At 64.0% G+C, this 12,826-nt stretch carries 10 protein-coding genes; 2 read left to right on the top strand and 8 right to left on the bottom strand.

Translation table 11 applies throughout. The features are described from left to right. Positions 1-26 precede the first annotated feature (26 nt). The 3 genes from NKT35_RS06935 to NKT35_RS06925 form a co-directional block, all read right to left on the bottom strand. Entirely contained in the window at positions 27-1,640 is a 1,614-nt protein-coding gene (locus tag NKT35_RS06935; RefSeq protein ID WP_254300164.1) for a response regulator, read from the bottom strand. 21 nt (positions 1,641-1,661) lie between these two features. Next, the gene (locus NKT35_RS06930; protein WP_254300162.1) at positions 1,662-2,798 is read right to left on the bottom strand and encodes a PilT/PilU family type 4a pilus ATPase; all 1,137 of its coding nucleotides are present in this window, start codon (positions 2,796-2,798) and stop codon (positions 1,662-1,664) included. Between the two features lie 237 nt (positions 2,799-3,035). After that, positions 3,036-4,073: a type IV pilus twitching motility protein PilT gene (locus NKT35_RS06925; RefSeq protein WP_254300160.1), complete on the bottom strand. Its 1,038-nt coding sequence runs from the start codon at positions 4,071-4,073 to the stop codon at positions 3,036-3,038. A 20-nt stretch (positions 4,074-4,093) separates the two neighbouring features. On the opposite strand from NKT35_RS06925, the gene NKT35_RS06920 reads away from it, so the two are divergent. Together NKT35_RS06920 and NKT35_RS06915 are read left to right on the top strand one after the other, a co-directional pair. Beyond that, a complete protein-coding gene (locus NKT35_RS06920; protein WP_254300158.1) occupies positions 4,094-4,339 on the top strand; it encodes a hypothetical protein in 246 nt (81 codons plus the stop codon). Between the two features lie 60 nt (positions 4,340-4,399). Beyond that, positions 4,400-5,239, top strand: a complete 840-nt coding sequence (locus tag NKT35_RS06915) for a class I SAM-dependent methyltransferase (protein ID WP_254300155.1) — start codon at positions 4,400-4,402, stop codon at positions 5,237-5,239. Here the strand turns inward: NKT35_RS06915 and NKT35_RS06910 are convergent. From NKT35_RS06910 to parC, 5 genes are all read right to left on the bottom strand, one after another. Further along, positions 5,199-6,926, bottom strand: a complete 1,728-nt coding sequence (locus NKT35_RS06910) for an ATP-binding response regulator (protein WP_254300153.1) — start codon at positions 6,924-6,926, stop codon at positions 5,199-5,201. The genes NKT35_RS06915 and NKT35_RS06910 overlap by 41 nt on opposite strands. Before the next feature lie 18 nt (positions 6,927-6,944). Then, positions 6,945-7,445, bottom strand: coding sequence for a putative pterin-binding protein (locus NKT35_RS06905; protein WP_254300151.1), 501 nt, complete (start codon positions 7,443-7,445; stop codon positions 6,945-6,947). Between the two features lie 112 nt (positions 7,446-7,557). After that, positions 7,558-8,880 carry a sigma-54-dependent transcriptional regulator gene (locus tag NKT35_RS06900; RefSeq protein ID WP_254300149.1) on the bottom strand — a complete coding sequence of 441 codons (1,323 nt, stop codon included), beginning with the start codon at positions 8,878-8,880 and terminating at the stop codon, positions 7,558-7,560. Beyond that, positions 8,873-10,426, bottom strand: coding sequence for a two-component system sensor histidine kinase NtrB (locus NKT35_RS06895; protein ID WP_254300147.1), 1,554 nt, complete (start codon positions 10,424-10,426; stop codon positions 8,873-8,875). The genes NKT35_RS06900 and NKT35_RS06895 overlap by 8 nt, the downstream gene beginning before the upstream one ends. After that, positions 10,426-12,777, bottom strand: a complete 2,352-nt coding sequence (gene parC, locus NKT35_RS06890) for a DNA topoisomerase IV subunit A (protein WP_254300145.1) — start codon at positions 12,775-12,777, stop codon at positions 10,426-10,428. Before parC ends, NKT35_RS06895 begins: the two co-directional genes overlap by 1 nt. Between the last annotated feature and the right edge of the window lie 49 nt (positions 12,778-12,826).

The raw sequence follows: 12,826 nt of genomic DNA, 5'->3' as shown, positions 1-12,826 counted from the left end.
CTCGCGGGGGACGCGGGCCGGACGGCTTATTCGCAGACCGGGTCCAGCGCCTCGCGGCGGCGGATGAAGCCGCGCACCCGTTCGTTTTCCTCCGGCAGCCAGGCCAGGAGCGTGCCCACCTGCTTGAGCTGCTCCTCATGCGGCTGCGCCGCCTTGTTGCGGCTTTCGCAGATGCGCAGCAGCAGCGCGCAGGCGTTCATGCTGATCCGCTCGTTCAGCGTTTGCTGCGACAGCTGGAACAGCTGCTCGGCCGCTTCTTCGAGCTGGCCGTTGCTGGCCAGCTCCACCGCCTGGTTGCTGGAGTCTTGCAGCAGGTTGTAAGCGGTGTCGATGGCCTGGTGGCAGGGCTCATGTTTGTGCGAGATCTCCAGCAGCGTGCCCAGCTCGTGGCGGCCGTCGGCGAAGCGCATGGCGATGGTGCCGGCCCACTGCTGCGGCAGCTCGTTGCTTTGTTCCGGCGGCAGCCGCACGGCGGCGGCGAGGAAGCGCTGCACCGCGGAGAAGTCGGTTTCGCGCGCGCGCAGCTTGTCGGCCACGGCTTGCAGCTGGCTTTGCGCGTCGGCCGGGCGTTTCTGCGCCAGCGCGGCCAGGGCGCGGCACACCGCCATGGTGAGCTGCCCGCCGGACAGCTCGTCCATCCGCGCGGCGATTTCAGCCTGCAGCCGGTCCAGCTGCTGGGTCTGGTCGCTTTCGCTGAATGCCTGCAGCAGGTCGACCAATACATCGGGGCCGAAGAAGTTGTTGTTGCGGCCCACCTCGACCGCGCGCTGCAGATATTCCGCCGCCTTGGCCGGGTTGCCGCAGCGCAGCAGCGCGGTGCCGCAGCTCTTGAGCCGGGTGAAATTGCGCGGCGAGATCGCCACCGCTTTTTCCAGAACCACGGCGGCGGTCTGGTACTGGCCATCGTCGATCAGGTTCTGCGCCAGCAGGTCGTAGGCGTCGGTGTAGCGCGGCGCGTCGGCGATGATTTCGCGCAGCAGCGCGTTGGACTCCTGGGTTTCGCCCTGCTCGGCGATGATGCGCGCCACGCCCATCTTGGCCCAGGGGATCACTTTCTGGGTGAGCAGCTCCTGGTAGATGGACAAGGCTTCGCCCTGGCGGCCTTCGTTGACCAGCAGCTCGGCGGCCAGCCGCTGCGAATCCAGCCGGTATTGCGCGTTGGGCGCTTCGCGCGCCAGTTGCTGCAGGACCTGGATGGATTGTTCGACCCGGCCCGCGGCCAGCAGCTTGTGCGCCGGAGACAAAAAGGCTTTGCGCTGGCTGGCCAGGTGCATGCGGTCGAGCAGCAATTGCGAGGCGAATGGCTTGAGAATGTAGTCGTCCGGGGCCATTTCGGCGGCGGCCACCACGCGCTCGTAGTGGCGCTCGCCGGTGATCATGATCCAGATGGTGGAGAGCGGCAGCGAGCCGCTCTTGCGCATGGCTTCCAGCAATTCCTGGCCGTCCATGCCGTCGCCCAGATTGTAGTCGCATAGAACCACGTCGTAGTTCTTGCCGCGCAGGCGGTTGCGGGCTTCGCCGGCGTTGGTGACCGCCTCGGAGCGGGTGATGCCTGCCATCGACAGCATGGTGCGCAGCCCCTGGCGCACGGTATGCGAGTCTTCGATGATCAGGACGGTAGTGTTGGCGTCTAAGTTCATGGTGTAAAAAAGTGGCGCCGCTTAAACGATGTCCAGATGGTCTATGCCTTCCAGCGGGTCGCGGTTGCGGCCGGTTTCGCTGTACAGCTTGATTCTCAGCCGCAGGTCGTTGATGGAATCGGCGTTGCGCAGCGCATCCTCGTAATTGATCAAATCCGCCTCGAACAGCTCGAACAGCGACTGGTCGAAAGTCTGCATGCCCGCTTCCGGCGAGCGCGCCATCACCTCTTTCAGCGCGGAGATCTCGCCTTTGAAGATCATATCCGAGACCAGGGGGCTGTTGAGCAGGATTTCCACTGCCGCCACTCGGCCGCGGCCGGATTTGTGCGGTACCAGCCGCTGCGAAATGATGGAGCGCATGTTCAGCGACAGGTCCATCAGCACCTGCTGGTGCCGCTCCTCGGGGAAAAAGTTGAGGATGCGGTCCAGCGCCTGGTTGGCGTTGTTGGCGTGCAGCGTGGCCAGGCACAGGTGGCCGGTTTCGGCGAACTGCAGTCCGTAGTTCATCGTTTCGCGGTCGCGGATCTCGCCCATCAGGATCACGTCCGGCGCCTGGCGCAGCGTGTTCTTCAGCGCGATCTCCCAGTTTTCGGTGTCGACGCCGATCTCGCGCTGGGTGACGATGGATTTCTTGTGCGTGTGCACGTACTCGATCGGATCCTCGACCGTGATGATGTGGTCCTGGTTATGCGTGTTGCGCCAATCCACCAGCGCCGCCAGCGAGGTGGATTTGCCCGATCCGGTGCCGCCGACGAAGATGACCAGGCCGCGCTTGATCAGCGCGATGTCCTTCAGCACTTCCGGCAGATTCAGCTGGTCGAAGTTGGGAATCTCGGTGTTGATCTTGCGCAGCACCATGCCGACCATGCCTTGCTGGACGAAGGCGCTGACCCGGAAACGGCCGACGCCGGGCGGGTTGATCGCGAAATTCGCCTCCTTCTTCGTCTCGAACTCTTCGGTCTGGCGATCGTTCATCACCGAGCGCACCAGCTCCTTGCTTTGCTGGGCGGACAGCGCTTGCGGCGCCACCGGCGTGATCTTGCCGTCTATTTTCATCGCCGGCGGAAAGTCGGCGGCGATGAAAATATCCGAAGCGTTCTTGCCGACCGCGTGTTTCAGCAGGTCGTGGATGAATCGGGATGCCTGGTCTTTTTCCATGGCGGCGTATCCAGCTGCTTGAGCTGATTCCAGTCTAGCCTGCTATCGTTTCCGGCAGGAGGGGTTTGCGAAACGCGGCTTGCTGCCACAAGTCGCAGGGCTGCGGAGCCCGGGCATGGTTTCGATTGCAGCGTTCCCGGCATAGCCGGGCTCGCCCCATGGTCCAGGCATTTGTCAGCCCGCCTGATTGAGTCCCCTCTCCTTTCTCGGCTGCCAGGCCGGAGAAAGGGACTCTGATTAAAAAGCATCCTTGTTGGTGGCCTTGGCCCTGGCTTCGCCCGGCGACACGATATTGCGTCTCACCAGGTCGGTCAGGCACTGGTCCAGCGACTGCATGCCGTATTGTTGACCGGTCTGGATCATGGAGTTGATCTGCGCGATCTTGTTTTCCCGGATCAGGTTGCGGATGGCCGGCGTGCCTATCATGATTTCATGCGCCGCCACCCGGCCCTGTCCGTCCTTGGTCTTCAGCAAGGTTTGGGCGATGACCGCCCGCACCGACTCTGACAACATCGAACGCACCATTTCCTTTTCGCCGGCGGGAAACACGTCGACGATCCGGTCTATGGTCTTGGCCGCGCTGCTGGTGTGCAGGGTGCCGAACACCAGGTGGCCGGTTTCCGCCGCGGTCAGCGCCAGCCGTATCGTTTCCAGATCGCGCAATTCGCCCACCAGGATCACGTCCGGGTCTTCGCGCAGCGCGCTTTTCAAGGCATTGGCGAAGCTTTGGGTCTGCAGCCCGAGTTCGCGCTGGTTGATCAGGCTTTTCTTGCTTTCATGCACGAACTCGATAGGGTCTTCCACGGTAAGAATGTGCGAGAAGTCGTTTTCGTTGACATAGTCGATCATCGCCGCGAGCGTGGTGGACTTGCCGGAGCCGGTCGGACCCGTCACCAGCACCAGTCCGCGCGGATAGCTGGCGATTTCCTGGAAGATCCGCGGCGCGGACAGTTGCTCCAGCGACAGCACCTTGCTGGGGATGACCCGGAACACCGAGGCGATGCCGCGGTTCTGTATGAACACATTGACGCGAAAGCGCGCGATGCCGGGCAACTCGAATGAAAAATCGCACTCGTAGGTTTCCTCGAAAATCTTGCGCTGATAGTCGTTCATGATGTCGTACACCATATCGTGCACGTCATGGTGGTCCATGGGCGGCAGATTGATGCGGCGAATGTCGCCGTTGACGCGGATCATCGGCGGCAGTCCGGCCGACAGGTGCAGGTCGGACGCCTTGTTTTTCACGGTGAAAGCCAAGAGCTCGGAAATTTCCATGTTCAGTTCCCGTGTGTGGGATGGATCTGCGCGCCGGCCCGGCTTGCCGTCGAATGGGGTTTGAGATGGCGGCGAGAGCCGGGACGGCCATCGTTCATCTTACATTTTATGGCCGCGCCGCGGAGGCGGATGAAGCGGCGGCGGCATGGAAATTTCCCATTCGGCGCGCGGCATGGGAGATTGCTGCCGAACGACATGATATTTGTAAAATCAAAAAAACAATGGCATTGCCATTGGGATCGAATGATGCAAAAATTCCTGCTTAATATTTGACCAATTCCGCCATGGCCGACCTCTACAACGGCCAATGCAGACAAGGGGGCCATTTGTTTAAGCTGGATGCGACAAAACTGCATGACACGCCGCCCGAGCATTGCTCGATCTGCCAGGCTGCTGGCGTGGACGCGTTTGGTGAAAAGGATTTCGGCCATGCCGGCAACGATCATTTCATCCAGGCGCGCACTTATCCGGACTACGGCGTGATGGTGCCTTACCATCATTGCCATCGCTGCGGCTTTGTCTTTTCCGCCTTGTTCGACCGCTGGCAAGACAAAGATTTTCTGGAAAACGTCTACAACGACGATTACCACTTGTCCGATCCGCCCTTCCTGGAGGAGCGTCCCAGCAATAATTCCCGGCTGGTGGCCAGCTTGTTTGAAAGCGTGTTCAAGCAGGGCGAAGTGCTGGATTACGGCGGCGGCAACGGCCTGTTGTCGACCTTGCTGCGGCAAAGAGACATCGACGCTTACAGCTACGATCCCCATTTCGGCGAGGTGGATGTGTTTCCCTCGGGCAAAACCTTCGATCTGGTGACGGCTTTCGAGGTGATCGAGCATGTGCCGCACCTGAAGCAGCGGGCGCTGATGGAGCACTTGTCCAGCTTTCTGCACGCGGACCGCATGTCGATGGCGCTGCTCAGCACCGAAACCATCGCCGCTCAGGCCGGCATCGATTGGTGGTATATCTGCCCGCGCAACGGCCATATCAGCATCCACAGCGAAGACAGCCTGCAGTTTCTGGCCGCTTGCTTCGACCTCAGCCTGTTGCCCGCCGGGAACAGCCTGTACGCCTTGTGCCGGCCGGAGTGGGAAGACCGGCTGGCCGATAGTTTGGCCCGTTGGCGCGTCAAGCCGGCTGTTTCCGCAGCGTCTGTCGCAGGCGATTGAGGTCGAACGGCTTTTCCAGCCGTTCTGCGAACCAGTGGGCGCGATGGTCGCTGTATTCTTCCGGATAGGCGGTCATCGCGATGATGCTGGCGTGGCGGTTGCGGCTTTTGCGCAGGAACTCCGCCACCTGGTAGCCGCTTTCGTTCCCTAGCTGCATGTCCAGCAGCACGACGCTGAATGACCGCTCCTGCAATTGGCGGCAGGCCTCTTTGACATTGGTCGCCGTCACGACCTCATAACCATCCATCTTCAGACAGTCTGAGAATGGCTCGCGGATATTGGGATCGTCGTCGACCAGCAGAATGCAGGGTTGATGGCTGATGGCGCGGGGGTAAAGCTGAATGGGCAGCCGGACGATGAACTCCGATCCGGCGCCCACTTCGCTGTGCAGCTCGATTTCGCCGCCGAGCAGGCCCACCAGCTCCTTGACGATGGCCAGCCCCAGGCCGCTGCTGCCGGCTTTGCGTGCCGTGCCCTGGAAGAAGGGCTGGAAAATCCGGCTTTGATACTCCAGCGGAATGCCGATGCCGGTGTCCCGGACCCGCACTTCCAGCGTATTCAAACCCTCCTGTTGAAACACCTTGGCCAGCACCGAGACCTCGCCGTGATCGGTGTAGCGGATGGCGTTGGAGACCAGATTGCCGACGATCTGCCGCAGGCGGCTGCCATCCATCCGAATCGAGGCCGGCAGATTCGGCCACATGGTCTCCAGCCACAGCCCTTTGCTTTCCAATTGCGGGCGATAGGCGTCGACGGCTTCGCGCAGAATCTGTTCCAGTTTCACCTCTTCCGGATGCAGACGCAGCTGCATGGTATGCATCGCCGACAAATCCATGATGTCGCGGACCTGGGTCATCAGGTGCGACATGCTGGTTTTCATTCTTTCCAGCGCGGTATGGGTGCGGCTGCCGCTCGGGATATCCGGCTCCATCAGCTCCAAGCAGACTTGCATGGTTTGCAGCGGCGAGCGGATTTCATGGCTGATGGTGGCGAGGAAGGTGGTGCGGTCCAATTCCGCCGCCACGGTGGCCTTGTGCGCGGCGCGCTCTTTCTCCAGCAGGGCCTGGCGGGAGGCGACATCGCGGCGGGCGCCGTGGTAGCGGTACAGCAGCAGCATCAGCACCACGCAGATGCCGCACCACAGCGCGAACCACAGGAAGGAAACCAGCTTTTTATTGTGCTCCAGCGCCTGGTTGCGGGCATCGCGCGAGGCGACTTCGGCCACTCTAGACTGCACGGCGAATTCCGCCAGCGATGGGCGCAAGGCGTCGATTCTGGCGATGACGGCCGGCGCGTCGCTGGGGCGCAGACGGAGCACCGGCGCGGACTGGAAAAAGAGCTGCAGCTGCGATCGGATGTCGTTGAACCCTTCCACGTCGCTGAGCAAGCCATGCAGTTTCGAGGGGGTGATGAAGTCGCTGAAGCGGCTCTGCGCCAGCGCCAGCCGGGTGCGGGTTTGCTCGATGTCGGCTTCGCCGTTTTTCAGCCGGATCAACTCCGCCCGGAATCGCTCCAGCTCGATCTGCATCTGCGCCACCGTCCAATACAGGTCCTCGCTGCGGGTTTCATTGGCGCTGACGGCGACATAGCGCTCAATCGCGAAGTAGGCGCCGCCGGCGAGCAGCACGAACAAGGTCAGAAATAACGGCGGGAGGCGGGTGAAGACAGAACGGAAGGCAAAGCGCACGATGGCCTCTCGTGTGGATTATTGGATGTCCAGACGATGGACCTGCCAGATCAATTTGGCATCCAGCGTCGGGCCGCGCATCGAGGCGGGAAGGTCGGGAATCGGGTACATCAGCCATAGCGGGCCGCGGTGCGCGATGTCCAGCTGCTGCTGATTGAGCGTCATGGCCAGCACCGCGTCGTAGCGGGCGAACTCAGCGCTGTCGATGCAGTAGTTGTAGTCGTTGAGGGCATAAAACTTGGCTTTGGCGCCATAAGCGCCGACAACCGAGAGCACATCCCTGACCAGCGGGCCGGAAAACGTGCTGAGGGGCGTCCAATTGGTGGCGGTGGCAATGGCGTGTTGCGGCAGTTTGCGCAGATCGCTCTCGCGGAAGGCATAGACGCGCTGAGCCGGATCGGTGAAGCGGCGGATTTTGCCGGAGACGGTCAGCAGCACCGGGTCGGTTTGCGCCTGGGCCGGGCCGCTGCACAAGAGGGCGCAGAGCAAGAGCAGGCGGGAGGCCGCAGATTTCGTCATGGTGAGATCGAGATCCTCTATATGGCTAAGCGGTTTCGGCAAGCCAGCGCCGTAAAACCACGCACAGTATATAACAATAGCATGAAGCGGACGATGTCATGCGGATGGCGCGCTATTTTATGCCCAGCCGCTCCATGCGGTAGCGCAGCGAGCGGAAGGTCACGCCCAGCCGTTTGGCGGCCTGGGTGCGGTTGTAGCGGGTGGTTTCCAGCGCTTTGACGATGGCGTCTCGCTCCAGCTGGTCCAAATATTGCTGCAGGTCGGTTCCGCCATCGGGCGGCGCGATGTCGCGAAGGGGCGGCGACAATTGCAGGTCTTCGGCGCGCAGCGTGGGGGAGCTTGCCAGCGCGACGGCGCGTTCCAGAATATTTTCCAGCTCGCGGAAATTGCCGGGGAAGGCATAATCCTGCAAGGCATTGAGCGCATCCGGCGCCAGCCGCGCCGGGGCGGAGGCGTCGGAGAAGCGCGCCAGCAGGCGTTCGGCCAGCAGCGGGATGTCCTCGCGCAGTTCGCGCAGCGGCGGCATCTGCAGCGGCAGCACGTTGAGCCGGTAAAACAGATCCTGGCGAAAGCGCCCTTGCTCGGCCAAAGCCGCCAGGTCCTGGTGGGTGGCGCAGATGATGCGCGCGTCCGCCGCCTCTTCCTGGCTGGCGCCCAGCTTGCGCACGGTTTTTTCCTGAATGGCGCGCAGCAGCTTCACTTGCATGGCCAGCGGCAGATCGGCCACCTCGTCCAGAAACAGCGTGCCCCCCTGGGCCTGCTGGAAGAAACCGTCCCGCTCGCTGTCCGCGCCGGTGAAGGCGCCTTTGCGGTAGCCGAAGAATTCGCTCTCCATCAGGTTTTCCGGGATGGCGCCGCAATTGACCGCGACGAAGGGTCTGCCGGCGCGCGGACCGGTCTCGTGGATCAGCCGCGCCGCCTGTTCCTTGCCGGTGCCGGATTCGCCGCGGATATAGACGGCGGCCTGGCTGCGCGCCAGCTTGTCCACCCGCCGCAACACTTCTTGTATTGCCGGCGAGTCGCCCAGCAGCCTCTTCTGAGCGGAAGGTTTGGCGGCGGGCGCGTCCACTTTCAGCGCCGATTTCACCAGGCTGCGCAATTGGGCCAGGCTGACCGGCTTTTGCAGATAATCGAAGGCGCCGGCTTTCATCGCCTGCACCGCGTTGTCGGCGCTGCCGAAGGCGGTGAGCACGGCGATGGGCAGGTCCAGGCCTTGCTCGGCGATATGGCGCACCACCTCCAGCCCCTCGCCGTCCGGCAGCCGCATATCGGTCAGCGCCAGGTCGAAGGAGCCGGCCTGCAGCGCGGCGCGCGCCTCGCCTACGCTGCCCGCAGCCACCGGCTGCAAGCCCATTTTCAGCAGCGTCAGCTCCAGCAACTCGCGGATGTCGGGCTCGTCGTCGACGATGAGGACGCGGTGGGCGGACTTAGTCATGGGCCAGGTGTCCTATCAGCCGGAACACGCCGTCGGGCGGGATGTAGTCCAGGCGCGCGTCGTTGGCTTCGGCCAATTCCCGCGCGATGTAAAGGCCCAGTCCGCTGCCGGCGTTTTCCGTGGTGAAGAAGGGTTCGAATAAATGGGCCTGATCAGCCTCGGCCACGCCGGGGCCGTCGTCCATCACCCGCAGGATCAAGGCGCCCTCCGCCACGCCGCCCTCCAGCCGGACGCTGCCGACGGCGCGGCTGCCGTGCCGCCAGGCATTGGCCAGCAGGTTGCCCAGAATCTGTGTCAGATGGCCGCGGTCGAACAGCAGCCGGCAGTCCGGCAGCTGGCAAAGCACGGCGCCGGCGGCTTCCGGCTGCGACATGGCGAAATGCTCCAGCAGCTGTTCGATGAAGGGGCCAAGGGCTATCGTCTCGCGCTTGACCCGGTCGCGGCGGCCCAGGATCAGCACGTCCTCCACCATGCCGTTGATGCGGCGGGTGTTGTCGCGGACGATGCGCAGCAGCCGTTGCCGGGCCGGATCGTCGTCATCCTCGGCCAACAGATCGCCGGCATGGCTGATGGCGGCGAGCGGATTGCGGATTTCGTGCGCGATGTTGGCGGTGAGACGGCCCAGCGCCGCCAGCTTCATCCGTTTGGATTCTTCCGCCATATCGGCCATGTCGCGCATGAACAGCACCACGCCGCGCACTTCGCCCTCCGGCACCGGAACCGGCACCAGCCGGCCCAGCAGCAGCCGGCCGCGCACATTGTGTTCGACGAAGGTGGAGAGCGCGGGGTAGCCGCTTTGCTGCCAGCGCCGCACCAAGGGCAGCAGCTCCGGCATGGGCTGGCCGCGGCAGAGGCGGCTGAAATAGCGTTCGGCCTGTAGATTGAATTGGCGCAGATGGCCTGCTTCGTCCAGCACCACCACCGCGTCGCGCTGGCTCTGCAGGATCAGTTCGTTCAGATGGTTGAGGTTGGCGATCTCGCCGCCGCGCTGGGCCGCCAAAGCCTCCGAGGCGCGCGCCATGCGTCCCAGATGCCAGGTGGCGATGGCGGTGACGAAACAGCCGGCGGCCAGCAAGGCGCCATAGGACAAGTCTGAGGAGCGGGCCTGGTCCAATTGATGCGCCGCGCCGACATAGCCGAGCAGCATCAGCGTGGCGATGGCGGCGTAGAACAGCGCGTAGCGGCCGGTGGACAACAGGCCGGCGGCGGCGAGGTAGGGCAGCAGCAGCAGGCCGAAGCCGCCGTGGATGCCGTCGTTCATCGCCATCAGCCACACCATCATGGCGATGTCGGCGGCGATGGCCAGCGTCAGTTGCAGCGTGTGGCCGAGCGAGCCTTCGCGCAACAGGAACCAGCCGCTGATCAGCAAGGCGTAGACGCCGGCCCAGAAATAAAAATGACGGCCGCCCTCGATCAAGGGCAGGCCGTCGGTGCCGGGTATCAGCGACATTGAAAACAGCACCAGCAGCAAGACGGCGCGGAAGCCGTTGAAGAACAACAGGGCGGCGCGAGGGCTGAGCGTCTGCTGCTGGGCTGGGCGGCGCATCACATCGGCAGATCCCGGATAGCGCTCACCAGCCATTTCTTCGGCATCAGCTTGCCCTTCTTGGCGCGTTTGGCGATGAACTCTTCCAGCGCGATCTTTTCATCCGCCACTTTGCCGCGGACGGAGGTCGTGGCCAGTAGCGCCTTGTCGCCGGCCACCAGGCCGATGGCGGTCATGCGCGCGCCCTCGTCCAGCGCCAGCAGCATCAGGCCGCGGCCCTTGGCCAGCTCCTTCAGCTCCGCCGCCGGGAAGGCCAGCAGGCGGCCGGCGTCGCTGGCGGCGACCAGTTGCAGCTGCTCCAGCGGCGCGGCGGGCAGGCGCACCGGCTCCAGCACCGTTTCCTGCGCGTCCAGGGTGATGAAGGCTTTGCCGGCCTTCACCCGGCCCGCCATGTCGCCGATCTTGGCGATGAAGCCGTAGCCGCCGCTGCCGGCCACCACGAAGCGGTCTTCGTCGCGGCCGGAGATCAGCTGCGCCGGCTTGGCGCCGTCCTGCAGATCCACCAGCGACGCCACCGGCACGCCGTCACCGCGGCCGGTCGGCACCGTGGCCGGATCGATGGTGTAGGCGCGGCCGTTGTGGTCCAGCACCACGGCGTTCCAGATGGTGCGCGTTTCCACCGCGGCGGCCAGAGCGTCGCCATCCTTGAAGCTCAGCGTTTCCAGCTCCAGATTGTGGCCGACGCGGGCGCGGATCCAGCCCTTTTGCGACAGGATCAGCGTCACCGGCTCGTCGGCCGTGGTTTGCGTCAGCACCGCGCGCTCGGCGGCCTTGATCTCGCTGCGGCGCTTGTCGCCGTACTTGGCGGCGTCGGCCTGGATTTCGTCGCGGATCAGGCGGGTCAGCGCGTCCGGCGTGTCCAGGATGTGGCGCAGGCCCTCGCGCTCCTCGCGCAGCTCCGACAGTTCCTTCTCCAGCTTGAAGCCTTCCAGCCGCGCCAATTGGCGCAGGCGGATTTCCAGGATGTCCTCGGCCTGGATTTCGGTCAGGCCGAAGGCCTTGATCAGGTCCGGCTTGGGCTCGTCCGATTCGCGGATGACGCGGATGACTTCATCGATGTGGATGAAGGCGATCATCCGGCCTTCCAGGATGTGGATGCGCTTGTCCACCTGGGCCAGGCGGTGCGCCAGGCGGCGGGTGACGGTGCTGCGGCGGAAGTCTATCCACTCGCTCAGGATGGGCTTCAGGCCCTTCTGCGCCGGACGGCCGTCCAGGCCTATCATCACTAGGTTCAGCGAGGCGTTGCCTTCCAGGCTGGTCTGCGCCAGCAGGATGTTCATGAACTCGTCCGGGTCCTGGCGGCTGGACTTGGGTTCGAACACCAGGCGCACCGGGTTTTCGCTGTCGGATTCGTCGCGGACGCGGTCCAGCAGGTCCAGCATCAGCTTCTTCAGATTCTGCTGGTCCTGCGACAGCTGTTTCTTGCCGGCCTTCAGCTTGGGATTGGTGGCTTCTTCAATCTCAGCCAGCACCTTCTGCGCCGACGAGCCCGGCGGCAGCTCGGTGACGATGGCGCGCCACTGGCCGCGCGCCAGTTTGTCCACTTCCCACTTGGCGCGCACGCGCACGCTGCCGCGGCCGGTTTCGTAGGCGGAGCGGATGTCGGCCGCCGGGGTGATGATCTGGCCGCCGCCGGGGAAGTCCGGGCCGGGGATGTATTGCATCAGGCCATCGATATCCAGCGTCGGGTCGTCCAGCAGCGCCACGGAGGCGCTGGCCACTTCGGTCAGATTATGCGGCGGGATTTCCGTCGCCATGCCCACCGCGATGCCGGAGGCGCCGTTGAGCAGTACCATGGGCAGGCGGGCCGGCAACAGGGCGGGCTCTTCGAAGGCGCCGTCGTAATTGGGAACGAAGTCCACCGTGCCCATGTCGATTTCAGACAGCAGCAGTTCGGCGATCGGCGTCAGCCGCGCCTCGGTGTAACGCATGGCGGCCGCGCCGTCGCCGTCGCGGCTGCCGAAGTTGCCTTGGCCGTCGATCAGCGGGTAGCGCAGCGTGAAGTCTTGCGCCATCCGCACCAGCGCCTCGTAAGCCGAGCTGTCGCCGTGCGGGTGGTATTTACCGAGGATTTCGCCGACCACGCGGGCCGATTTCACCGGCTTGGCGCCGTGGGCCAGGCCCATGTCGCGCATCGCGTACAGGATGCGGCGCTGCACCGGCTTCTGGCCGTCGGCCACCTCCGGCAGCGCGCGGCCCTTCACCACGCTCATCGCGTATTCCAGGTAGGCGCGCTCGGCGTACAGGTCCAGCGGAATCCAGTCGCCGCCGAGGGCTTGCGGCGCGGCCGGGGGCGGCGGCGTGAGGTTGCCGGCGGCGTCCGGCGTGGCGAAGAGGTCGAGATCGTTCATGTTCTAATGCTAGTGTCTTGATCTGAGTAAGGGTAGACCGCAGGCTGCG

This window comes from Chromobacterium sp. IIBBL 290-4 (genome assembly GCF_024207115.1).
GTDB lineage: Bacteria > Pseudomonadota > Gammaproteobacteria > Burkholderiales > Chromobacteriaceae > Chromobacterium.
The sequence above is the reverse complement of the archived record's forward strand: the minus strand, read 5'-3'. Positions and strand labels throughout refer to the sequence as shown.